Genomic DNA, 24,518 nt, shown 5'->3' on the forward strand with positions numbered 1-24,518 from the left:
CGAAAAAACCGTCAAAAGAGGAGCCCCAAAGCTAATCTGTCCAATCAGTAATTTATCGACGCTTCCTAAGGCTCTTTTATAAGCTAAGATTGCGCTGTCCTTTTTCAGCAACTATCCGATCCCATAAAAGCGCATTCCGTTCGTTTGCATAATCGCCTGTATTTCCTCGGGACCATAGAGTTCGCTGAGGAGGTTGCGGGCGAGATCGATGACCTGTGCATGGCTGGCAACCAGCGTGCAGACAGGCCAGTCGGAGCCAAAGACCAGCCGTTCGGGGCCGAAGGCACGGGCAACATGCGCAATGAAGGGGCGGATTTGGTCGGCCGACCAATCCGCGCCCGCCTCGGTCACCAGCCCGGAGATCTTGCAATGCAGACCGGGAACGGCGGCGAGCCCCGAAATCCCCTCGGCCCAGCCGCTATCAATCGGCTGCGTCATGTCTGGCTTGGAAATGTGGTCTAGGATGGCGTGCAGACCGGGCGTGGCATGCAGGGCATCGATCATGGCAGGCAGATGCCGGGGAAAGGTCAGGATATCGAAGGGGATGCCGCGCCGCGCCACTTCCGCCAGCGCTGCCCGGAAGCGCGGATCGGCGATCAACGCTGGATCGTGCTCCTGTAGCACCGGCCGAAGCCCGAGCCATTTCGGCTGCGCCGCATAATAATCGATCCGCTCGGGAAAATTATCGGCAAGCATATCGAGCCAGCCAACCACACCGGCGACGAAATCCGTCCGCGCCGCGATCTCAAGCAGATAATCGGTCTCCGCCTCCGTTTCGGCGGCCTGCACCAAAACGGTCTGGGTGATACCGGCCTGCTGCATCAGCGGCCATAGGTTTTCTGGACCGAAATCACGCAGCAACGGCTTCAGGTCTTGCGTCATCCAGCCGTAATCGCCACGGGCGACGGTCCAGAAATGGTGATGTGCGTCGAGCATGCAGTCTCCTCCGCTCCCGCGTTATGCGCGCAGAACGCCCTTCTTGAGAATAATGTTGGCATAAAGCCGCCGCTCGCCGGTGGCGATGACGGCGTAAGCCTCCTTCGTGCGGTCGTAGAAGGCGAAACGATCAACGGGATCGAGCGCGATGACGCGCCCTTCCGCCTTTTCCAGAAGCGCTTCGAATTCGGGGTAAATCTGCGGGCGCTCGCCCGGCGCATCCATGGCGGCTGCGGGAAAGTCGACGAAATCGTCGACCGGCAGCACGGACAGCACCGCTTCCAGCGCATCGGTGACGCTGATACCCGGCAGGCGCACGAGGCGCTCGGCGATTGCATCCGCCGGGAAATTGGCGTCGACGATCACGACTTCATCGCCATGGCCCATGTCACACAGGATGGCCAGAAGCTCACCTGTCAGCAGCGGATTGATGAATTTCAGCATGGTATCCTCTTCATCTTCTGTGGTCAGCCGGCTTTTTCCAGCGCGGTATCGAGATCGTCCCAGATCGCTTCTGGCAGGTCGGTGTCGAACCATTCGACATTCTGCCGGAGATGCGTCGCCGTCTTGGCGCCGATCACGATACAGGTCGCGGCAGGATGGCGCACCGGAAAACGGATGGCAGCGGCGGCAAGCGGCACGCCGTAGTCCTCGCACACGCCGCGCAACGCCTCAACACGGGCAACGATCTTCGGATCGGCGTCGGCATAGTTGAACTTCTTGTGTCCGCTCTTCGGGGCTGCGAGAATGCCGGAATTGTAGACGCCCGCCAGCACCAGTGACACGTCGCGCCTTTCAGCAAGCGACAGGAAAGTTTCGCCAGCATCGCGGTCAAGCAGCGAATAGCGCCCGGCCAGCATGCAGACATCGAGATCCGTCTCTTCCAGCGCATCGCGAATGGCCTCCCATTCGTTGACGCCGAGGCCGAAGCCCTTGATGTCCCCTGCCTCCTTCAGTTCCTGTAGTGCCCGGAAGCCACCCCCTTTGGTCAGCGCGCTCCAGTGATATTCATGCAGGTCAGCATGGGTGACACGGCCGACATCGTGGACATAGAGAATATCCAGACGGGTCATGCCGAGCCGCTGCTGGCTATCGTCGAAGCTGCGCATCACGCCGTCATAGCTGTAATCGAAGACTTCGCGGAACGGCAGACCGTTCCACCAGCCGGGGTCGAGCGGATTTTTCGGAGGCTCGGGCGGCAGCTTGCGCCCTGCCCGCTCAGTGGTCATCAGCCGCCCGACCTTGGTGGACAACACATGGCTCCCGTCACGCTCGCGCAGCACCTGCCCGACCAGATGCTCCGAACGTGTCAGGCCATACATCGGCGCGGTGTCGAAATAGCGGATGCCGAGATCCCAGGCTGCGTCCAACATCTCCAAAGCCTGCGCGCTTGGTACATCTGCATAGAGGCCGCCGAGCGGGGCGGAGCCTATGCCCAGTGCAGTGACTTCAAGACCAGTTGAAGCGATCTTGCGGCGAGTAGTTGCGGTCAACGCCATAGCCGCCCCTTTTCTGTTGTTTTGTCACGTTGTTTGACGTTGAGAGAGGTGTCCTGGTGAACCGACTGATACTACAGTACTCTAGCAGACCATATCAACACGGAGGCACTGAGAACCAATCCATGACACTGCCCTATAGACGCAACGATTTAGCTTGGAATGCCGAAACTTGATGAATTGGCCCGCCGATCCCATAGTTCATCAATTACTTGTTAGACTGGTCCGGTTGCCCCTAGGGGCCAAATGCTCTGAAGCTTCTCACCAGACAGTATACGTTGTCGGCATTGGTTCTCCGCATTGGCATTGGCATCAGCATCATCCGCAATGATGGCCACTAATTCTTCGGGGATAACCACAACACCGGAAATATCAGCGAAAATCACATCGCCTGGACGCACACGAACATCATTGATGTTCAGATCAATCTGCGACTTAGCGGGTTCCATTCGTCCCGAAACACCAACAGGGCTTACACCCCGGCCAAACAACGGGTAATCGAGCTTTTTGACTTCAGCTATATCGCGCACAGTGCCATTTACGATGGTAGCTGCCGCACCAGCGGTCTTTGCACCCGTCGACATCAGCTCGCCGGTGCCTGATCCCTCGGCACAGGATGAATCTACAAGTAGGATTCCGCCCTTGACGACGCTGTCGATCGTGCCGTGATAAACATCCTGCGGCTGGCCGGTTCTTGTGCTCTTTTCATAAAGAACAGTGTGAACGGGACCGCAAATAACCTGACCCGGCTTTAACGCGCTTTGCAGGCTTATGCCCTGCAGAAAACCATAGAAGCCGTGCTTATCCATTACGTCCTGGATGTCACCGGAATACCAGCGTGAAAGGCGTTCGATGGCAGCCCAGTTCACACGCGCATAATCATAGTTAGTCATCGTTTAGTTCTTCTTCTCGTTTTTGGACCGGCTTTTGGATTGCTTGATCGCCTGCTCAAGATAAGCAGTGCTGTTGGTGATGTGTTCGCGCATGGCTGCGCGAGCATCCTCAGCCTTGCCTGCTGCGATCAGGCCGTGAATATTCTCATGTTCGGCAAGCCCCGCGCTCAGCTTCTTGCGCGGGACGCGGCTTGAAACCTTGATCACTTCTGAAATCAGCGAGTGCAGGTTTGCATGTAGGGACGACAGAATCTCGTTGCCAAGAGACTGAACCAATGCCCGGTGAAAGGCTGCATCGCCTTCCGCAAAACGCGTGAAGTTGCTGTCTTTCGCTGACTGACGCATGACATCAAGTGCGGCAGCGACCGGCGTTCCCAGCTCCCCCTCACCCGATGCGAGGCGCCCCGCCACATCCACTTCGATCAAGCGACGTACATCCATTGCCTGAACGAGATAGGACGCATCACGAGCAAAGAGTGACCCGACAGATGAGACGAGGGAATCCATAAATTCGCCTACGTCATCCCGTACCACCTCGGCTCGCTCACCATGTTTGCGGCGCACAAGGCCCTTGGTCTCAAGAACCTGCATGGCTTCGCGAACGGATCGTGTGCTGACACCGAAATTCCTGCCGATTTCCGCTTCGGACGGAAGGCGTTCACCGACCTGAAGTTCCCCTGACAGAATGCGCGCCTCAATCTCCGCAACAATATGCATATGCAGCTTGCCGCGATCGATATGTGAGGAGACTGAACCTATCACCATTTTACAGCTCCGAAGCCCGAAAGAAGGCACTTCTTTTTAAATTAGAGTTATGACATATGTCATATGTAAAATCGCAGCATATGTCAAGTTTTAGACATATTCGCAAGCACATCCAGCCCCCACTCAATCAGGGAAAACCTCAGCAATTACCACGCGGTAAAGCCGCCATCCACCACAACGTTCGAGCCTGTCATGTAAGACGAGGCATCCGAGGCGAGGAAACGGATGATGCCGTTATATTCATCAATCTCGGCCTGACGGCGCATTGGTACGCGGTCGAGGAATGCTTCGATAAATTCCTTATCGAAGCTTGCCGTTTTCACACCGCCAAATGAAATCAAGTTTACGCGAACGTTCTTTTCACCCCAATAGGTGCCAAGATAGCGCGTAAGATTGATCAGTCCCGACTTGGAAGCGGCATAGGAAATCGCCTTGATAAACGGCTTGCCATCACGCACTTCCCGATAGGAATAAAGCGCCTGATTGGGCGAAACCAGACCGTAGATCGAACCGACATTGATGATCGAACCACGACCTTCAGAAGCCATGTGCCTGCCAATAACCTGGCTGGTCAGCATAACGCCCGTAAGGTTGGTATCTATGATTTCATCCCAGAATTTCTGCGGATAGTCCTCGAACGGTGCGTTCTGTTCAGCCGACCCATCAGGCTTTGAATCGATGCCTGCGTTGTTGACGAGCACATGCGGTACGCCCCAATCGGCGATCAACTGCTTGGTCGCAGCTTCCAGTGCCGCCTTGTCGGTGACGCTGGCTTCATAGACACGGATGCGATCTTCAAGTCCAGGAAACTTTTCGGCAATCTGCTCACGAGTGAACGGGCGGCGGCTGAAGATCGCTACCTTTGCCCCTGCTTCGGCCAGCGATTTGGAAAACTGTGTTCCCAACTGCCCAAGCCCGCCTGTCACAACCGCTACACGGTCTTTAACGCTAAAAATATCAGACATTGTAGTGCTCTCCTCGCAGATTTATGCCTTGGCGGACGTATCGATGGCTTCACGGGCGCGACGGTTTCCTTCATTGAGGAACATCACATCATTGCCCATGATGATCATATCCACGCCCTTCTTCTTGAGCGCGGTCACGCTTTCAGCAACCGGCGGAATGCATGGCGCCATCACCTTGATGTCACGCGCATGGCACTTCTCGATCAACTCGCTCAGCTTCTCGTCTACTTCCGGATGCGACATGGAATAGTCGATGGAAATGCGGCGCGAGATAGAATAATCGGCCGGTCCGAAGTTGATGACATCAATGCCTTCGACGTCGAGAATTTCATCGATATTGTCGAAGAATTCAAAGCTCTCAGCCATTGGAATTACGAGCTTATTGGCGTTCTCGCGTTCCATATAGGACGACCACTGAAAGCCCGGTCCGGCAAATCCTGCGGCACGGCAGGACGCATCACCACCACGACGACCATAAGGCGGGAATTTTGCGGCGCGCACAATAGCGCGGGCCTGTTCGGCCGTATTAACCTGCGGAACGATAATACCGGTCGCGCCGATTTCGAGCGATTTGCGGATATCCCATTCATTGGTGCCGCGAACACGGATCAGCGGCGCAATCCCCGACAGAAGCGCTGACATCACCAGCTTTTCCATATGGGTATCGACATTGACCGGCGTGTGTTCAGCATCGATGAATGCGAAATCCAGCCCCCAATTGCCAGCAACCTCGATTGCTGTCGTCGAACCAGTATAGAATGTCGTACCGAATGTCGCTTCGCCATTGCGCAGCTTTTCGGCCAGTTTCAGATTTTCAACTACAGGCACTGCTCTCTCCTTGAGTCAGTTGTTACGGGGGAATTGAGATTTGCCGGATCACTTCACATCGGAGGCAATAAAAGCCTGCAACTCCGGCGTTTGAGGATTTGAAAATAGTTCTTCAGAAAGCCCGGCTTCCCAGACCTTGCCCTGATGCATGAAAACGGTGTGGGTCGCGACACGGCGGGCAAAACCCATCTCATGCGTGACCAAAAGCATGGTCATGCCGGTTTTGGCGAGTTCGGCGATGGTCTTCAGAACCTCACCGGTCAGTTCCGGATCAAGCGCCGAGGTCACTTCATCAAACAGCATAACTTTGGGTTTCATCGCCAAAGATCTGGCAATCGCAGCTCGCTGTTGTTGCCCACCTGACAGTGCGTCCGGATAGGCGTTTTTCTTTTCAAGAAGGCCTACCTTGGATAACACCTCGTTGACGAGTGCATCCTGCTCCGCCATGGGCACATCTTTGACGATGCGTGGAGCCAGCTTGATATTTTCAGCGACCGTCAGGTGCGGAAACAGATTATAGCTCTGGAACACCATTCCAACTTCCTTGCGTAAATCACGCAAGCGTTTGTTGGTGCCATCAAGCTTGTGTCCAACCACCTCAATCGACCCGGCGTTAAATAGCTCAAGCCCATTAATGCAACGGAGCATGGTGCTCTTGCCCGAACCCGACCGCCCGATCACCGCGACTGTTTCGCCAGCCTCGACTGAAAGGCTCACCCCTTTGAGAACGTGAATTGATCCGAAAGACTTCTGCAGGTTATCAATGCGCAGCGCTGGCATTTTTCTGCTCCTTTAATTTCTCGCTCCACCACGACAACGGATAGCAAAGGGCGAAATACATTACCGCAACCGTCAGGAAAACGTGGAAAGGCTGAAAGGTCATATTGTTGAGAAGCTGCCCGGCACGAGTGAGTTCGACAAAACCGATCAAGGCCGTCACCGAGGTATTCTTGACCACCTGCACCATGAAACCGACAGTTGGCCCGAGCGCGATCCGGAAAGCTTGTGGCAAGATCACATAACGCAGTTTTTGTAGTCCGCTCAGCGCGAGTGAATCCGAGGCTTCCCACTGGGCACGCGGTATGGATTCAATACAACCACGCCAGATATCCGCAAGAAAGGCCGTCGTATAAATCGTCAGCGAGATCGCTGCCGCAGTCAATGGCGGGAAGTAGAGCCCAAGGAAGCTCAAGCCGTAGAACGACAGGAACAACAGGATCAGAAGCGGCGTTGCCTGCACAAGCTGGATATAGCCCATGATGATCCAACGCAGCCAGCTTGGCCCCAGCGAGCGACCCAGCGCAAAGAGCAATCCGAGAAAACCGCCACAGACAAAGGTGATAAGCGAAAGACCTACCGTCCACCAAAGGCCTTGGATCAGGAACTGAATGCTTGTCCATCCGAATGACTGGATCATGGCTTTTGCTCCTGTACATCAAGCATCAGTGCCGCTGTTTCATTGCTGACATCCACGCGACGACGGAACAACCACAGACCGAACAGCATGTAGATGAAGCGAAAGAAGAAAGTGATGCAGATGTAGATAACAGCCACAGTCAGAAACGTTTCCAGGCTTCGGAATGTCTGGGACTCGATTGTCCCTGCCGCCATGGTCAGCTCATTTGCCGAAATGGCAGACACTATTGAAGTGCCAAGTAAAGTAAGAGTGAGCTGCCCGGTCAGCGCAGGGTAAACCACCTGCAAGGCAGGGACCAAAACGACATAGCGCATAACCTGTAACTGAGACATACCCAGCGCCAGCCCAGCCTGAATCTGGGTCTTTGGAATGGCAACCAAACCAGCACGGAATATCTCCGCTGAGTACGCACCCAAATTGAGAGATACGGCAAAAATAGCGGCCTGATTGGCATCCATTTTTATCCCAGTATAGGGCAAACCGAAATAAATCAGGAAAAGCTGAACCAGAAGCGGTGTATTGCGGAATGCTTCAACATAGACCGCGCCGATTTTCCTGCCCCAGCGTGGGCCATCGAAGCGTAGCAGAGCCACAGCAAGACCGATCGTAAGACCGATTGCGATTGCCTGCGCAGACAGAATTATCGTGTTGATTGTTCCGGTTACAAGCTCGGGAGACCGGGCTAAGACCGGAGCAAAGTCCATCTCATAGGCCATTGTGTTGATCTTTCAGAGTTAGCAGCGGCGCAGGATCGAGATTGCGAGATGCCGTAACGCTTTAACTTTTATGCTATTCTTTCGTCAGGCAGAGCCTTGCACAAAGAACACAGCATGAAGGAACAGGCAGTCGCATACATCGTGGCATGCGACGCCGTTCAAAGAGAAAAGACTTAGAAAGTCGGCAGTTTTCCACCCGGAATAGGTCCGCCAATCCACTTCTCGTGGAGTTCATTCAGACGACCCGTCACTTCCTGATAATAGATGAAGTTGTTCAACCACTGATGAAGCTCGGTAGAGCCCTTGCGGGTTGCCATCGACCAATAGAGCGTGAAGATCGGCAGGTCTATTTTGATCTCCAGATTGGTGAGGTTGCGTTTTTTGATGATATCTTCAGCAACGGTTGCAACCGCTGCAGTCGCATCGACCTGTCCTGAAATGAGAGCCTGCATCGCAAGGGCATCGTCATCAAAGCGTACAACTTCTAGCCCTTCAATACCGTAGCCGCTAACCGCTACATCCTGAGTGCTTCCCTTCGGCACTGAGATGCGCTTTCCAGCCAAATCCGGCAGAGTTTCAATTTTCATATCCTTGGCAGCAATGAAACGCATTTCATAAGCGCCATAAGGATTGGTCATCAGGAATGTCTTTGCGCGTTCAGGCGTCGCCGTCATCTGCGCAATCAGAAGATCTACGCGACCCGACTCCAGCGCTGCCGAGCGGGAGGCATTATTGACAGGCACAACTTCAAGATTAACGCCAAGCGCCTTTGCTGCATCGCGTGCCACATCGACGAGAAAGCCATCGGTCTTACCGCTAACATCGACGGTATCGTAGGGCGGAATACCCGTGAGAACACCGATCGTGACGGTACCTTTTGCAGTAATATCCGACAGAGATTGCGCAATCGCCGATGACGCACCCATGCAAATGGCAGACGCGAAAGATGCCGCGAGTGCAAACCGCCTGAACAGTTTCGTAATCATGATTTCCTCCAGCTTTATTTGTCCAAGCACGTTCCCTATGGCGCTTCGACTTTCCTTCTGCAGCGTCCTTCAAGTGCGCTGAACCGCATTAAGTAAACACAGCATCTGTCATATGACTTATGTCATAAGTTTAGTCAAGCCAAATTTCTAATTTTAGCTTCCCAATACAGGGGCGATAATAAGAACCACACGGCATGAGCTGGTGCCGGAATCTTGGCTTTGGAGGGTATCGCCAGATCTGGATGGTGCCCCTTTGGCAAGTGGCTAAAGAGAGATGAATACAGAGCGGTCGAGTGCAGTCATATCTCCGGCCTTTTGTGCGGCCTTTTACGATGCCGCTGGCCCTGATGTTATCCGCCTGATCAGATATCTATCAAGCTGGCACGCTTTCATGCGCAAGACAGCACCACGGATTCTTCTGATTATGCGGTCCGTTCAGCTATGTCTTTTCATCAAGTCATAGTCACACACCAAAGAGTACTTCGGTGCAGAGGTTTGTAAAATATTTCAGGTTATGCGGTTAGCTGATAAAGCGGTGATCTTGTTCAAGGATATTATTGAGATACTTGATCTGAAGGATTTCAGGATCGTATTGGCGACCTGTAGGCCAGCAAGATTTGCTCTACTTTTGTCAATGACTACTTTTTGCGGAACGCCGTTAGTTGCCATAGCCTTTTTAAAAAGCCGGCGCGCTGCAGCCAGCTACAAACACAAGTCACAGCTCATCATATACATCGCCTGCCTGCACTTTCGTGCTCCTGGCGCCTCTGTCCCGCATGGTCGCACCATACGCCACAATCAGAAAAATCACAGCCAAACGGCGGCACCAAGGATCTTATACCAGTTACAATTACAATTAAAATTCAGCGACCTTGCCCCATGCACTATGGTTTAACCGTTCAGGCTGATAAGGAATTGGATCAACAATTGGCTCACGTCCTAAAATTACATCGGCAATCATGTGCCCCGCACCGGGACCAATCCCAAATCCGTGCCCGCTAAAACCTGCCGCCAGAATGAACCCAGGAACGGTTTCGATCTCGCCAATTGCCGGCACGCCATCCGGCGTACTGTCGATGTAACCCGCCCAACGATTTGCAATCGGTGTTTTTGACAGTTCGGGCAATAGATCACGCGCTCTCTGATAAGTAAGCCTGATCTGTCCCTCATCAGGCCTAGGATCAAGAATGCGATTTCTTTCCATAGGCGTAATCTTATCCAAGGACCATTTGCTCAACGTTTCGTGCCCAGAACACCAGCCTTGAATGCCGCCGGGGGCAAGACTACGCCAGCGACGCGTGAACATCGGTATGAATTCACGGCTGAAACGCAATTGTTGTGGTGTAATATCCACACGCGCCCGTCCGCTGATTGCAAGCGTATATCCGCCGTCAAAACGTCGGGTGAGTGACACTTGTGATGTGTGCAAAGCATCTGGCAAACCAACTGCACCAGGTGCAACCGAAAGGATCGATGCGCGAACGGCGGCTTGTGGAAAACGGATACCAAGCTGATGGCAAAAGGAAGACGCCCATGCACCACCCGCCATCACCACAGTTTTCGTGCGAATAGTGCCTGCCTCGGTTACAACGCCACTCACACGACCACCACTCAGTTCAAGACCCCGCGCTGCGCAATTCTGATGCACCGTTCCGCCAGCGGCCATGATGCCACGAGCCACAACCGGAACAGCACGCGACGGATCCGCAATACCATCCGTCGGCGAGAAAACGCCGCCTTTCCAGGTGCGTCCTGCCGCTTTGCCACGTTGGGTAGCCTCGGAAGCGCTTAGCATATGGGTCGTAACACCCACAGACTTTGCAAAATCACGCCACCGTGCCCAGCCTGCAATTTCGCCTCCATCCTGAGAGAGATAAAGAAGACCGCAACGACGAAATCCGGCATCTTCGCCTGTTTCCTCTGCGATTTTGTCCCAAAGTTCCAGACTTTTGGTCGCTATAGGGAGTTCACGTGCATCGCGGTTCTGCTGCCGGCACCAGCCCCAGTTACGGCTCGACTGTTCCGCTGCAATCCGCCCCTTTTCGAGCAGAGCGACTTTCACACCACTCCGCGCAAGGTAATAGGCTGTAAACACGCCCACAACGCCACCACCAATGACAACTACATCAGCCTCTTCGGGCAAAGTCGGGTTTGTTTCGATGTGCAATAGGGGTGCGGACATGTGCAGGGCTCCAGTGTTTGGAATATCCTAATGCCCCAAGCGCCAAGGCGTGTGTCGGAGTTTGCATTTACACAGAATTTCATATGGTTTGCTGCGGTTCCAACAGGCGATTATTGCGTTAAAACTCTGTCTGGTTCCATGCTGCACTGAATATGGAGGACCGCAAATGCTACGATTGCAGCTTGCGGCGAAAATGATAATAATCCTAATTCAGAGTACCGAATGAGTGGTTTTACTATGAAACTAGACAAGATCGACATCAAGATTCTATCTGAAATGCAGAAGAATGGGCGGATAACCAATGTCGAACTTGCCGAACTCGTCAATCTGTCACCTAGCCCATGTCTGATGAGGGTGAAAAAACTTCAGTCTGAAGGCTATATCACCGGATATTCGGCACAGATTAACGTCTCAAAACTGGGCCAGACGCTGACTGTATTCACCGAAGTCACGCTCAAAAACCACCGGCAGATCGATTTCGCACGTTTCTTGGCAACGGTGGAGAAGATCGATTCCGTTATCGAATGCCATCTCGTCTCAGGCGGTTACGATTATCTTGTGAAATTCGTCACCGCGGGAATCGTCGAATATCAGACGATCATGGAACGCCTGATCGATATGGATGTAGGCATTGATAAGTATTTCAGCTTCGTCGTGCTCAAATCACCGATTGTAAAAGCACATCTCCCGCTCGACGTGATGTTCACCGAATAGAGCTAAAAACTCAGCTTCTGGTGAACTCACGTACCAACTCGGGGTCTTGCTCAAGACCATCGAGCCATGCCGTATCAAGCTTTGGCACTGACGAGAACAACAGCCGTGAATAAGGATGGCTGGCTGTGCTGCCCATCATATCAGGGCTCAGCTGCTCAACCTTTTTACCTGCGTACATCACAACAACTTTATCACAGATCGCACGGACCGTGGAAAGATCATGGCTGATGAAGAGATACGACAACGACAATTCGCGTTGCAGTTCTTTCAGCAGATCGATAATGGCCGCAGCAACAACCGTATCGAGCGCCGATGTGATTTCATCGCAGATGATCATCTTGGGATCAGCTGCCAGCGCTCTTGCGAGATTAATGCGTTGTTTTTGTCCGCCGGAAAGCTCGCCGGGCCTGCGGTAGCGCATATTGCGAGGCAAACGCACCATATCGAGCAACTGATCGATTCTGGCTTCCCGACTTTTGCTGTCCATCCCGTGATAGAAAGTCAGTGGACGCGCCAAAATATCGGCAATCGATTTGGCTGGATTGAGTGCGGTATCGGCAAACTGGAAAACAATCTGCAATTCACGCAACTGCTCGCGGCTGCGATGGCGCAAGTCGCTCTGCATTTCCTTGCCTTCAAACAGTATCTTTCCACGCGTAGCGGGTAAGATACCAGCAATGACACGGGCGAGTGTGGACTTACCACAACCCGACTCACCAATAATGCCGAGGTTCTGTCCGCGCGACAATTCGAGGCTGACATTATTGACAGCAATCATGGCTGGTTCGCCAGACGTTCCGACCATGCCATAACCGGCGAGCACGTTATCAACCACCAGTAACGGTAATGGCGCTTGCGTCTCTGCAACCTCGGGCCGTGCATAGACGACAGGCTCAAATGCTGCGAGGAGTTCCTTGGTATATGGGTGCTGCGGGCTGTGCAGTATCTCTTGCGTGGAACCCACTTCCTGTATCTCCCCGCCTTTCAGCACAACGATGCGGTCTGCGATTTGAGCCACCACTGCCAGATCGTGCGAAACATACACGCCCGCGATATGCTTCTCTTTCATCACTGATTTGAAAGCACGCAGGACTTCGATCTGAGTCGTCACATCAAGCGCCGTCGTTGGCTCATCGAAGATCACCAGCTTGGGATCGCCAATAAGCGCCATTGCCGCTGAAAGCCGCTGCAACTGCCCGCCCGACACCTGATGCGGATAGCGGTCGCCAATTGTTTCTGGATTTGGCAAGGCAAGCGCCTTGAACAGTTCAATCGCCTTCTTGCGCGCCTTTTCCTTTGACATCAGCTTATGAATCTTCGTCACCTCGATGACCTGATCCAGAATACGATGCGCGGGATTAAAAGAAGCTGCCGCACTCTGCGGCACATAGGAAATTTCCGTTCCACGTTTGCGCGCTCGTTTGCGCTCGGAAAGAGTGACAATATCCTGTCCGCCAACAGAGATATTGCCACTTACGATACCGCAACCCGGACGGGTGTACCCCATCAACGTCAACGCAATCGTAGTCTTTCCCGAACCGCTCTCACCGATAAGAGCGACGATTTCACCTTCAGCAATTTCAAAACTGACATCACGAATGATCTCAACTTTGCGCCCTGAATCAGTTTTGGCGTCGACACGAAGGTTTTTGATCTCAACAAGATTGCTCATTCATTCGCTCCTGTCGCGGATCTTCTGCGGAAGATTGTCGATCAGCAAATTGACGCTGATTGTGAGGCTCGCAATGGCAATGGACGGAAACACAACTGCAGGTGCTGCAAAAGACAGCCCGCCGATGTTTTCTTTAACCAGTGCCCCCCAATCGGCAAATGGCGGCTGCACACCCAGACCAAGAAAGGACATGCTCGACAAAAGCAGAACGATAAAGACAAAACGTAAACCAAAATCGGCAAGAACCGGCCCGATAATGCCCGGCAGTATCTCGGAACGAATGAGGTAGCCGATCTTTTCTCCTCGCGCACGAGCCACGGTCACATAATCCATGGTGTTGATGTTGATCGCAAGCGCGCGTGCAAAGCGATAACTGCCGGGCGTGTAGATCGCTGCCATCGTGATAATCAGGATGGGGATCGACGAGCCTACGCCAGCAACGATAACGAGCGCCAAAATTTTGCTTGGGATGGATGTCAGCGCATCAAGAAAACGACTTAAAGCTGAATCAAACCACCCGCCAATAACAGCCGCTGTCATGCCCAGCGTCACACCAAAGAAACAGGCGAGGAAAACGGCGGCGAGTGAAATTCCGACAGTAAAGCGTGCGCCGTAGATAATGCGCGAAAGCATATCACGGCCCAGATAATCCGTACCAAGTGGAAACTGAGCACTTATGGGGCCGAAGAAATCGAAATCAACGATTTCGCCAATCGGATGCGGTGCGATCCAGGGCGCAAAAATAGCGACCAGTGCCCAGCACAGAATAACCAGAAAGGAGAAAGCACCGACCAGATTGATTTTGTAACCGAAGCGCGGGGACTTTGCCTTTCCCTGATTTGAAACGGAAGCAGTCATAGTTATCGCAACCTCGGGTTTGAAACGATGGCAATGAGGTCCGCTATCGTGATGAGCAGAAGATAGCCAAAGCAGAAGATCATCGCGCAGGTTTGGATTAGCGGCAGATCACGCGTCGCGACAGCATCAAGCATCAGCTTGGCTATGCCGGGATAATTAAAGATGGTTTCAACGATAATTACGCCGCCAAGCAGGTAGGATAACGACAGCGCAACCGCATTGACAATTGGTCCAAGCGCATTGGGGAGCGCATGAACCATCACTATCCGGCTGCGTGATGCTCCCTTGAGAAGCGCCATTTCAACATAGGGGGTGTTGAGTGTCTCAAGCACGGCTGCGCGCGTCATACGGATCATCTGCGCAGAAATCACAAAACTAAGCGTGATAACCGGCATGGCAAAGACTTTCAGAAGACCTATAAAAGATGTAACCTCATTGGCCATCGACAGCGCGGGCAGCCAGCCAAGATAAACGGCAAACACAATCACGGCGATGGTCGCGACCATAAATTCGGGAACCGAAATTACCGAGATTGTGATGATGGAAACCACGCGATCATAAACGGTGCCGCGCATGATGGCCGCAGTGATACCGAGAAACAGCGCAACCGGCACCGAAATCGCAGCAGTGACGCCTGCAAGTTTGAGCGAATTCATAAGTCTGTTGCCGATCAGATCGGCAATCGGCATATTATTGGCATAGGATACGCCAAGATCGCCTGTGAGCAGATTTCCCAGCCAATAGATGAAGCGCAGGAAGGCTGGCTGGTCGAGATTCATGGCGTGACGAAGCCCGGCAACAGCCTCTGGCGTTGCCGCCTGCCCGAGAAGAATTTCAGCCACATCACCCGGCAGCATCGCCGTCGCAAAGAAAATCGTAAAGGCAACGATAAGAAGCGTGACGAATGCAACGACGAGGCGTTTGGCGATGAGATTCAGCAATGGCGACTTAATGGTCATGCGCGGCCCCATTCTCGGGTAAGATAGTCAGTTCAGGCAAAATCAATGTTTTGCCTGAACTGAATAAGCGAAATAACCTGACGAACGATCAGGCTTCCAGCCAGGCATGTTCGGCAAAGGCATAGCCCATCATGCCGCCAAGCGGATTTGGCTCAAGGCCATTCAGCTTCGGCGAAATCGCATCGACGTTCGACATGAAGACCGGAATAACCGTTCCAGCTTCATTGGAAATCATAGCCTGCATCTCGCCATAGATTTCCTTACGCTTGTCTTCATGAAGAAGACCGCGTGCTTCGAGCAGCATGGCGTCGAATTTTTCCGATTTGTACTGGCTTTCGTTCCAAGGCGCATCCGACTTATAGAGCATCGAGAACAGGATATCTGGCGTAGGGCGCGCATTGATATTGCCGTAATGGACAGGATCCTTCAACCAATGGTTCGACCAGTAGCCGTCTGAAGGCACGCGGTCGATAGTAATTTTCTGTCCAATAGTCGAAGCAGCCTGTTGCAGGACCATCGCATAGTCAAGTGACGACGAAGCGGCTTCTGCGGCGGTGATATGGATTTCCTGACCGAGCACGCCAGCCTTCTCAAGCAATGACTTTGCGCGCTCAGGATCAAACTCGCGCTGCTTGAGCGCAGCATTGTAGTATTTGCTGGTATCCGGCACCGGATGATCGTTTGCAATTTCTGCCAGTCCACGCAGAACGGACTTCTGAATGACTTCGCGATTGGTGAGATACTTTAAGGCTTCCGCCACGCCAGCCTTGTCACCCGGCGCCATATCAAGGCGAACATTCAAATTGGTATAGGTGCCTAGCTTCGAGATGAAGAGCTTCGCGGCGGGGTTATTTTCAAGCACACGCAGCGAACGTGGATTGAGGTTTGCACCAAGATGAATATCGCCGGACAAAACCGCATTTATGCGAGCACTTTCATCAGATATTGCAAAGAATTCAAACGAGTCGAGATGCGGTGCGTTGTTCTTCCAGTAGTTCTCGTTGCGCGCGGCGATCGACCGCACGCCGGGCTGGAACTCTTTACAGACGAAAGGACCTGTACCATTGCCTTTGGAGAAGTCCGACGTGCCATCGGCCACAATCATGAAATGATGCATTGCCAGAATCGTGGGTAGATCGGCATTCGCACTTTCCAGTGTGATTTCCGCGGTTGTGTCATCGACTTTTTTGACGCCGGTGATCTGCTTGGCCAGCGCGTTAACCTTCGATCCGACAGCTGGATCAAGGTGACGCTGAAGCGAGAATACGACATCATCCGCCGTAAAGGACTTGCCATCGTGGAACGTGACACCTTTACGCAGTTTGACAGTCCAAACCTTCGCATCGGGACTTTCGATGCTTTCAGCAAGTTCCATCTGCGTTTCACCATGACCATCTAGGACGGTCAGGCGATTATAGAAAGCACAGCAGCGCACATAATCGGTTGCATTGGACGCCTTGGCCGGATCAAGCGTGTCTGCGGTGGAGGCACTGAAGCCCGCAGCTTTGATAAAGCCACCCTTTACCGGGGTCGCAGCCACTGCCGAGGTCGCCCGGCCCAGGATGGCCGTGCCAGCGACGGCAGCTACACCACCCATCAACATCATTTGCAACAATTCCCGCCGGGTTGCCCCGCCACGAATAGCATTCTCAATTATCCGGTCGTCGGAAGAAGTCCAATTGGTAATCTTCTCGCTCATAGCAGTTCCCCTTGTTAATGATTGCATCTGGTGCTCCGGTTTATTTTCACCGATTTCACCGCGTTGTTAAAAAATTCAGTCGTTTCAAACACTTCATGCAGTGTCGATCCAAGCAGCTTGTGAGGCACGAGGAACTGCCCTGCGCGTGTCGGGCATTTATTCAACATCCCAACTCAATCCAGTAGATTCGCCTTCGTCTTCTCCTCCGGCAACTCTGACAGTGTCTTACGGAGATGCGCATTGATTGCACTGAATTGGTGAAAGGTGGCAGCATAAAATTGCGAATCTCGTGTATTTACGAAATTCCAGCCCACCCGCTCAGGCTGCCACCCGCCACACTTATGCCTTCAGAGCAGCCCGAACATCTTCGTCCGCAAGCGTCTGATCCAGTGTCTTGCGGGTGCGCTCGATGATCGCATCAATATCTTCATCTGTGCAGCAAAGCGGTGGCGCATAGCCCAGAACACCATTGGCGAAGGCACGGATGACAAGACCGTTATCCCATGCGCGGTCAAAAATACGGCGCGCGGGATCAGCAGCTGCTGGAAGCGGTGTTTTGCGTTCCTTATCCACCACAAGTTCGATTGCTGCCAGCATACCGCGGCCACGTACATCGCCAACAAGCGGATGATCAGCCAAGGACTGCAAACCCGCCATCAAGCGCTTGCCAGCCTTGCGGCCATTTTCAAGCAAGCCGTTTTCATAAAGACGCAGGCATTCAAGACCAACAGCAGCGCTGACCGGATGCGCGGAATAAGTATAGCCATGGCCTACTGCAGCCTTACCCGCACCGTCGGCAATCGTGTTGTAAACATGTTCGGACATGAAGACCGCACCCATCGGCACATAGCCGGAGGTCAATCCCTTGGCAGTTGTGATGAAATCCGGCACCACATCATCTTCAGAGCACGCAAAAAGTGGTCCTGTACGTCCAAAGCCGGTAATAACCTCATCTGCAATGAACAGAACATCATACTCCTTACAGAGCGCGTGCATGGCTTTGAGCCAGCCGGTCGGCGGCACAAGCACACCCCCAGAACCCTGAATAGGTTCAACATAAAATGCCGCTACGCGTTCAGCGCCTAGTTCTTCGATCTTCGCGCGGAGCGCTGCAACCGAAGCATCGATGATCGCTTGCGGATCGGAACCGACGGGGTTGCGATAGGCATAATGTGACGGAATTTTATGCTGCCAATCATACGGCACGCCAAAGCCTGCATGAAATGTCGGAAGAGCTGTCAAGCCGGAACCGGCTGTTGATGAACCGTGATAGCCATACTCGACAGAAATGAACTGCTCTTTCTGTGGTGTGCCCTTGGCATGATAGTAATAGCGCACGAAACGAATCGTGCTGTCGATGGCATCCGATCCACCAAGCGTGAAATAGACGTGATTGAGATCACCAGGAGCGCGGTCGGCCAGTTCAGCAGCCAAACGGATCGCAGGTTCGGAACCAAGTCCGAAATAGCCGGTTGCGTAAGGCAATTCGCGCAACTGCCTTGTGGCAGCTTCGACAATGCTATCCTGCCCATAGCCGACATTCACGCACCAAAGACCTGCAAAACCATCAAGCAAAGTATGGCCGGATGCGTCGGTAACTGTTGCACCCTTACCGGACTTCAGAACGCGCACTCCAGCGGCTTCGTGGCTGCGATAGGATGAAACCGGATGCACCAGATGGGCGCGATCAAGTTCGATCAACGAATTGCTCAGCATGATATTCTCCAAATCAACCTAATGCCTGATTTACAAGCGCATAAGTGCGGTATTCAGCGCCGCTGTTTTCCTTCAAAGGCCGTACGACTCGGCACATCGGTATTCCGCCGCCAACGTGGACCAATCCACGCTCGACCAGCCAGCCACCCAGATTGGTTGCGATATTGGTGTCCACACGGACAAACTCGCCCACATACTGCGATAGCAGAAATTCGATCAGCGCCCGCGCGTCGGCATCCGATTTAGCGACAACAGGACCGATCACCTGCCCACGGCCAAAGGCACGGATTGCGGCGAAGGCTTCAACCTGTTCCCCATCGCGAATAACTGCGAATTTTGCCTTATCTTTCAAAAGCTGCATAAGCGTTGCGCGGTCATGACCAAATGCCAAATGATCCAAAGCTGCAAAATGTGGAAACTCACCCAGGCTGGCCCAGGATACATTGCTCGGAGCATCCACCTTCAGAGCTGCACCCTGATGCTGAACAATCTCACCATTCGCAACAAATCCAAGTTTTTCGTAGAGCGGAAGGCCGTCTTGTGTTGCCACCAGAAAGCAGTTGCGCCCTTCAGCAGCATCAAGCGCCGCCTGCATCAACTTCCGACCAAGCCCACGTCCACGCATGGCTTCATCGACAATAACCATATTGATGGTCGCAACATCATCGCCCAGAGGTGTTGCCATCGCAGTCCCGACGACCTGCCCGTCTTCAAGGGCGACCACGCCATTGCTGAGAGCTAGAACCAGCGCCCAATCCTCGCGACTATGCGGCCAGCCTGCCTGGCTGGACAGGACAACGGCGCCATCAAGATGATCCGGCGTCATCGACTCAAAGGTGATTTGCGATGCAGTCATGTTTACTTCCGGCCAGTGTTCTTTCCAGAGTTTTTGATGGACTCAAATTAGAACGCAGCTTGCAGCAGTTCCTCCCGACCAACATCCAAAGGCCACGCATTTTCACTGTCCTTTGATGCCCCCGCCGCATCTTATGCCGTCGCTTAGGCCGAACCACCCGTCAGACTTGATCTTACCTCACATCAAATGATCGATCCGGCGCAACACTCTGCCAAAGCGTGCGTCACATACGAAACAATCTGCTTTGCATGGATGTAAATGCAGTGATTAGTCCATGCACCGCCCATTATGATGTATGTGAAAACGGCACAGCAGTGCCTGCAATGCTTGGAAGGATCAAATCATGGCCCAGTTTAAACCAAAATACATTACCTTCGATTGCTACGGCACACTGACCAATTTCCAGATGGCGGAATCTGCTCGCGAACTTTATGGCGAACAGCTTAACGAAGAACAGATGCAACAGTTCATCAAGAACTTCGCCGCTTATCGCCTTGACGAAATCCTCGGCGCCTGGAAGCCTTATAATGAAGTCGTTCACAACGCTGTTGAACGCACCTGCAAGAAGAACAATGTGACCTTCAAGGCTGAAGACGCCCGCAAGGTCTACGAGAAGGTCCCGACCTGGGGTCCGCATCCCGATGTACCGGCCGGTCTTGCCAAGGTCGCCAAGGAAATTCCGCTCGTTATTCTTTCAAACGCCATGAACGAGCAGATCCATCACAATGTCGAAAAGCTCGGCGCGCCATTCCACGCCGTTTACACAGCGCAGCAAGCACAGGCTTACAAGCCACGTTTCAAGGCGTTTGAATATATGCTCGACCAGCTCAATGCCAATCCAGAAGACATTCTGCATGTCTCATCTTCGTTCCGCTACGACCTGATGTCGGCGCATGATCTAGGCATCAAGAATAAGGTCTGGGTCAATCGCGGTCACGAGCCTGCAAATCCTTATTACGGTTATACCGAAATCAAGGATATTTCTGGTCTCGCAGGCGTCGTCGGGCTGTAAACAGGTAAAGCAAAATGCAATTCAAGCCCTATTGGCACGACACGACACCGCCTTTCACACATGCGGAAAAGAACCCGCCTGAAGGGCATTATGATGTTGCCATCATCGGTGGCGGCTTCACAGGGCTTTCGGCTGCATTGCATCTTGCCAAAGCAGGCAGCCGCGTTGCTGTCTTCGAAGCAGGGCTTGTTGGCTCCGGTGCGTCGGGACGCAATGGCGGCCACCTCAATAATGGTCTTGCGCACAGCTTTATAGCTGCAAAACAACACCTTGGCGCAGAACGCGCCAAGGCTCTCTATAAAGCTTTCGACGATTCCGTTGACACCATCGAACGGATCGTTGCCGAAGAAAACATCGATTGTTCATTCAGACGTGCAGGCAAGCTGAAACTGGCTTCAAAGCCAGCGCATTTCGATAGTCTTGCACGTAATTTCGAAGCCATTTACGCGGAAGTCGATCCCGACACTGCTTTGCTGCGCCGCAATGAGCTTTCTGAAGAAGTTGGCTCGAATGATTTCCACGGCGCCATGCTTTCAAAAAAGAGCGCCATGATGCATATGGGACGCTATGTGACGGGCCTCGCTGCCGCCGCAGTGCGTCACGGCGCGATCATTTTCGAAAACACTCCGGTCAGTGAACGTAAAAAACTCAACAATAAGCACGAGATTGTTACATCGCGCGGTGCTGTAACTGCTGACGATGTCATTCTGGCAACTGGCGCCTATACGGCTGCCACCTTCTCCTATTTCCGGAAGCGCATCATTCCAGTTGGCAGTTTTATCATTGCCACGCGACCGCTAACAAAGCACGAGATTACGGCAACAATGCCCGGCAACCGTACCTACGTCACTTCGATGAACATCGGCAACTATTTCCGGCTTGCCCCCGATAATCGCATGATTTTTGGAGGGCGGGCGCGCTTTTCGATGACATCCAACCAACGCTCCGACAGTAAGAGCGGCGCGATTCTGCGTGCAAGCCTCGTCAAGATTTTCCCGCATCTTGCCAATGTCGAAATCGACTACTGCTGGGGCGGCCTTGTCGATATGACCCAGGACCGATATCCGCGCGCGGGTTTCGCCGATGGCGTGTGGTACGCGATGGGCTATTCGGGTCACGGCGCACAGATGTCCACCCAGATGGGGATTTATCTGGCAGATATGATCCTTGGGCGTGGCGACAACAATCCAATTTCTGGTCTCGAATGGCCAACCATTCCAGGCTATTCCGGCAAACCGTGGTTTTTGCCGATGGTGGGCTTTTATTACAAGATGCTCGACAAGTTTCAGTAAGTTGGACAGCATGAAAAAAGGGCGGTTAAACCGCCCTTTTTTTGATTTCACAGCCCGCCGACATGCAGCGTTTTAACTTCCAGATATTCTTCGATACCCAGTTTTGAACCTTCACGACCAAGCCCGGATTGCTTGACACCGCCAAAAGGCGCCACTTCGGTTGAAATCAGGCCCGTATTCAAGCCGACCATGCCAAACTCTAGCGCTTCAGCCACACGCCATGACCGCTTGAGGTTCTCGGTAAAGAAATATGCTGCCAGACCAAATGGCGTGCCGTTAGCAATTTCAATCGCTTCTTCTTCCGTCTCAAAACGAAAAAGCGGTGCGACAGGTCCAAAGGTTTCTTCCGATGCAAGCAGCATATCGGTTGTAGCGTCACCTAGTACAATCGGGCGCGCATATTGACGGCCCTCTGGCATTTTCTCGCTTTGTGCGAGAATTTTCGCCCCCTGACCCAGAGCGTCACTGACATGGCGTTCGATCTTTTCAATCGCTGCATGATTGATCATTGGCCCGATAGCAACACCCTCTTCGGTGCCCGCGCCCACTTTCATTTTCGCAACACGACTTGAAAGCTTGGCCGCAAAAGCTTCGTAAATGCCAGCCTGCACCAAAATGCGGTTGGAGCAAACGCAAGTCTGGCCACCATTGCGGAACTTTGAGGCAATCGCCCCTTCCACTGCCTGATCGAGATCAGCGTCGTCAAACACGATAAATGGCGCATTACCGCCAAGTTCCAGGCTCAAGCGCTTAATGCTATCGGCAGCGCCCTTCATCAGTAAAGAACCAACACGAGTCGAGCCGGTGAAGGAAATCTTGCGTACGGTTTCATTCGCCATCAGTTCATTGCCGATTTCTGTCGGCATACCGGTGACAATATTGATCACGCCTGCCGGAATGCCTGCCCGTTCGGCAAGTACACCCAGCGCAAGCGCCGAGAACGGCGTGAATTCCGATGGCTTGATCACGACCGTGCAGCCTGCTGCAAGTGCCGGTGCTACTTTGCGGGTAATCATCGCATTGGGGAAGTTCCAAGGGGTAATGATTGCGCAGACCCCAACCGCCTCCTTGAGCACCAGAATACGGCGATCTGCCGTTGGAGAAGGAATACTACCACCATCGATGCGGCGCGCTTCTTCGGCGAACCATTTTACAAAAGATGCGCCATAACGAATTTCGCCAAGCGCTTCGTTAAGCGGCTTGCCTTGTTCCAGCGTCAAGAGCAGTGCTAGGTCCTGCTCATGCTCGACCATCAACCCAAACCAGCGCTCAAGAAGTGCTGCACGTTCCACATGGGTTTTCTTTTTCCATAACTTGAAAGCGGCCTCCGCAGCATCGATTGCGGCACGGGTTTCCTTTCCACCCATGTCAGGGATCGTGCCCAATGTGCTCAGGCTGGCCGGATTGGTGACATCAACGATCGCGCCCGATGCGGCATCCTGCCAGACGCCGCCAATAAGGCCTTGCTGCCTGAAAAGCGTCTGATCTTTTAAAGTGTGCATGATTACCTCTTTATGCCAGAGCTGAAAGCACGGCTTGCGTGATCGCATCCGTCTTGTCTTTACCTGCAACAGTTCCGATACCCTGTGCGGTTACCGTTTCAATGGCCGTCATCACATCTTTTGCAGCCTGATGTTCACCAAGATGGTCAAGCATCATCGCCCCCGACCAGATCGCTGCAATCGGATTGGCAGTGCCAAGATGGGCAATGTCAGGAGCGGAGCCATGAACCGGCTCGAACATGGAAGGTGCTGTGCGATCCGGGTTGATATTGGCGGACGCAGCATATCCGAGCCCACCCTGAATGGCCGCACCAAGATCGGTCAGAATGTCGCCGAAGAGATTTGATGCCACAACCACATCGAGGCTTTCCGGCGCCATAACAATGCGTGCCGCCATGGCATCGATATGGTAATGCGAAACCTCGACATCAGGATATTCCTTGGCGACGTCTTTCGTCACCTCGTCCCAGAATACCATCGAGTATTTCTGAGCATTGGATTTTGTCACCGAGGCCAGCTTCTTGCGGCGCGCACGCGCCCGCTCAAAACCGAAGCGGATAATGCGCTCAACACCCGCGCGAGTGAAAATTGCAGTTTCGACAGCAACCTCATCCTTGGTGCCCGAATGCACGCGTCCGCCAGCGCCCGAATATTCGCCTTCCGTATTTTCACGGATGCACAGAATATCGAAGCCTTCTGAACGCAGCGGGCTTGTAACGCCCGGCAGAAGTCTGTGTGGGCGGATGTTGGCATATTGTACAAATGCCTTGCGGATCGGTAGCAACAGACCATGTAGCGATACCGAATCCGGCACTTCCGCAGGCCAGCCAACCGCACCCAGATAAATCGCATCGAACTTGCGCAATGTTTCGATGCCATCTGCAGGCATCATGGTGCCGGTTTCATGATAATAGGCGCAAGACCATGGGAAGTTCGTGCCATCCAGTGCAAAACCGTTGCGTTTTGCTACTTGCTGCAACACTTGCCACGTTGCATCGGTTACGTTCTTGCCGATGCCGTCACCCGGGATCAGCGCAATTGAGTAGGTCGTCAT

The 24,518-nt window shown here is 53.2% G+C and carries 23 protein-coding genes and 1 pseudogene; 3 read left to right on the top strand and 21 right to left on the bottom strand.

Annotated features, from left to right (window positions below; genetic code table 11):
• Positions 1-111: 111 nt before the first annotated feature.
• The 13 genes and pseudogenes from KUG47_RS15575 to KUG47_RS15635 form a co-directional block, all read right to left on the bottom strand.
• On the bottom strand, positions 112-936 hold the full coding sequence (locus KUG47_RS15575) for an amidohydrolase family protein (RefSeq protein WP_217678898.1): 825 nt from the start codon (positions 934-936) through the stop codon (positions 112-114).
• Between the two features lie 21 nt (positions 937-957).
• Positions 958-1,380: an RbsD/FucU family protein gene (locus KUG47_RS15580; RefSeq protein ID WP_217678899.1), complete on the bottom strand. Its 423-nt coding sequence runs from the start codon at positions 1,378-1,380 to the stop codon at positions 958-960.
• Positions 1,381-1,403: 23 nt separating this feature from the next.
• Positions 1,404-2,435 (bottom strand): aldo/keto reductase, encoded by a 1,032-nt coding sequence (locus KUG47_RS15585; RefSeq protein WP_217678900.1) that lies wholly within the window; start codon positions 2,433-2,435, stop codon positions 1,404-1,406.
• Positions 2,436-2,647: 212 nt separating this feature from the next.
• The gene (locus KUG47_RS15590) at positions 2,648-3,325 is read right to left on the bottom strand and encodes an RraA family protein (protein WP_217678901.1); all 678 of its coding nucleotides are present in this window, start codon (positions 3,323-3,325) and stop codon (positions 2,648-2,650) included.
• A 3-nt stretch (positions 3,326-3,328) separates the two neighbouring features.
• Complete coding sequence (locus KUG47_RS15595) at positions 3,329-4,090, bottom strand: FadR/GntR family transcriptional regulator (RefSeq protein WP_217678902.1); 762 nt, start codon at positions 4,088-4,090, stop codon at positions 3,329-3,331.
• Between the two features lie 146 nt (positions 4,091-4,236).
• A complete protein-coding gene (locus tag KUG47_RS15600; RefSeq protein WP_217678903.1) occupies positions 4,237-5,055 on the bottom strand; it encodes an SDR family oxidoreductase in 819 nt (272 codons plus the stop codon).
• Between the two features lie 21 nt (positions 5,056-5,076).
• Positions 5,077-5,883: an HpcH/HpaI aldolase family protein gene (locus tag KUG47_RS15605; protein ID WP_217678904.1), complete on the bottom strand. Its 807-nt coding sequence runs from the start codon at positions 5,881-5,883 to the stop codon at positions 5,077-5,079.
• A gap of 48 nt (positions 5,884-5,931) precedes the next feature.
• The gene (locus tag KUG47_RS15610) at positions 5,932-6,663 is read right to left on the bottom strand and encodes an amino acid ABC transporter ATP-binding protein (protein ID WP_217678905.1); all 732 of its coding nucleotides are present in this window, start codon (positions 6,661-6,663) and stop codon (positions 5,932-5,934) included.
• Positions 6,644-7,300 (bottom strand): amino acid ABC transporter permease, encoded by a 657-nt coding sequence (locus tag KUG47_RS15615; protein WP_217678906.1) that lies wholly within the window; start codon positions 7,298-7,300, stop codon positions 6,644-6,646. Before KUG47_RS15615 ends, KUG47_RS15610 begins: the two co-directional genes overlap by 20 nt.
• Entirely contained in the window at positions 7,297-8,016 is a 720-nt protein-coding gene (locus KUG47_RS15620) for an amino acid ABC transporter permease (RefSeq protein ID WP_217678907.1), read from the bottom strand. Before KUG47_RS15620 ends, KUG47_RS15615 begins: the two co-directional genes overlap by 4 nt.
• Before the next feature lie 173 nt (positions 8,017-8,189).
• The gene (locus tag KUG47_RS15625) at positions 8,190-9,002 is read right to left on the bottom strand and encodes a transporter substrate-binding domain-containing protein (protein WP_217678908.1); all 813 of its coding nucleotides are present in this window, start codon (positions 9,000-9,002) and stop codon (positions 8,190-8,192) included.
• 526 nt (positions 9,003-9,528) lie between these two features.
• Positions 9,529-9,698 (bottom strand): annotated as a pseudogene (locus KUG47_RS15630) (IS6 family transposase); the annotation flags it as partial.
• A gap of 160 nt (positions 9,699-9,858) precedes the next feature.
• A complete protein-coding gene (locus KUG47_RS15635) occupies positions 9,859-11,184 on the bottom strand; it encodes an NAD(P)/FAD-dependent oxidoreductase (RefSeq protein WP_217678909.1) in 1,326 nt (441 codons plus the stop codon).
• A gap of 237 nt (positions 11,185-11,421) precedes the next feature.
• Here KUG47_RS15635 and KUG47_RS15640 point away from each other — a divergent pair, with 237 nt between their 5' ends.
• Entirely contained in the window at positions 11,422-11,898 is a 477-nt protein-coding gene (locus KUG47_RS15640) for an Lrp/AsnC family transcriptional regulator (RefSeq protein ID WP_217679006.1), read from the top strand.
• Between the two features lie 10 nt (positions 11,899-11,908).
• Here the strand turns inward: KUG47_RS15640 and KUG47_RS15645 are convergent, their stop codons facing one another.
• The 6 genes from KUG47_RS15645 to KUG47_RS15670 form a co-directional block, all read right to left on the bottom strand.
• The gene (locus tag KUG47_RS15645; RefSeq protein ID WP_217678910.1) at positions 11,909-13,570 is read right to left on the bottom strand and encodes an ABC transporter ATP-binding protein; all 1,662 of its coding nucleotides are present in this window, start codon (positions 13,568-13,570) and stop codon (positions 11,909-11,911) included.
• Positions 13,571-14,434 carry an ABC transporter permease gene (locus KUG47_RS15650; protein WP_217679007.1) on the bottom strand — a complete coding sequence of 288 codons (864 nt, stop codon included), beginning with the start codon at positions 14,432-14,434 and terminating at the stop codon, positions 13,571-13,573.
• Entirely contained in the window at positions 14,431-15,387 is a 957-nt protein-coding gene (locus KUG47_RS15655) for an ABC transporter permease (RefSeq protein ID WP_254799596.1), read from the bottom strand. Before KUG47_RS15655 ends, KUG47_RS15650 begins: the two co-directional genes overlap by 4 nt.
• A gap of 88 nt (positions 15,388-15,475) precedes the next feature.
• Positions 15,476-17,086 (bottom strand): ABC transporter substrate-binding protein, encoded by a 1,611-nt coding sequence (locus KUG47_RS15660; protein ID WP_217678911.1) that lies wholly within the window; start codon positions 17,084-17,086, stop codon positions 15,476-15,478.
• Positions 17,087-17,425: 339 nt separating this feature from the next.
• Positions 17,426-18,802 carry an aspartate aminotransferase family protein gene (locus KUG47_RS15665; RefSeq protein WP_217678912.1) on the bottom strand — a complete coding sequence of 459 codons (1,377 nt, stop codon included), beginning with the start codon at positions 18,800-18,802 and terminating at the stop codon, positions 17,426-17,428.
• Between the two features lie 13 nt (positions 18,803-18,815).
• Positions 18,816-19,658 carry a GNAT family N-acetyltransferase gene (locus KUG47_RS15670; protein WP_217678913.1) on the bottom strand — a complete coding sequence of 281 codons (843 nt, stop codon included), beginning with the start codon at positions 19,656-19,658 and terminating at the stop codon, positions 18,816-18,818.
• A gap of 343 nt (positions 19,659-20,001) precedes the next feature.
• Here KUG47_RS15670 and KUG47_RS15675 point away from each other — a divergent pair, with 343 nt between their 5' ends.
• Together KUG47_RS15675 and KUG47_RS15680 are read left to right on the top strand one after the other, a co-directional pair.
• Complete coding sequence (locus KUG47_RS15675) at positions 20,002-20,670, top strand: haloacid dehalogenase type II (protein ID WP_217678914.1); 669 nt, start codon at positions 20,002-20,004, stop codon at positions 20,668-20,670.
• 14 nt (positions 20,671-20,684) lie between these two features.
• Entirely contained in the window at positions 20,685-21,962 is a 1,278-nt protein-coding gene (locus KUG47_RS15680) for an NAD(P)/FAD-dependent oxidoreductase (protein ID WP_217678915.1), read from the top strand.
• A 47-nt stretch (positions 21,963-22,009) separates the two neighbouring features.
• On the opposite strand, the gene KUG47_RS15685 is transcribed toward KUG47_RS15680, so the two are convergent.
• Both KUG47_RS15685 and KUG47_RS15690 read right to left on the bottom strand, forming a co-directional pair.
• Complete coding sequence (locus KUG47_RS15685; protein WP_217678916.1) at positions 22,010-23,464, bottom strand: NAD-dependent succinate-semialdehyde dehydrogenase; 1,455 nt, start codon at positions 23,462-23,464, stop codon at positions 22,010-22,012.
• Between the two features lie 10 nt (positions 23,465-23,474).
• On the bottom strand, positions 23,475-24,518 hold the full coding sequence (locus KUG47_RS15690) for a tartrate dehydrogenase (RefSeq protein WP_217678917.1): 1,044 nt from the start codon (positions 24,516-24,518) through the stop codon (positions 23,475-23,477).

It is taken from the genome of Falsochrobactrum tianjinense (genome assembly GCF_019100495.1).
GTDB lineage: Bacteria > Pseudomonadota > Alphaproteobacteria > Rhizobiales > Rhizobiaceae > Brucella > Brucella tianjinense.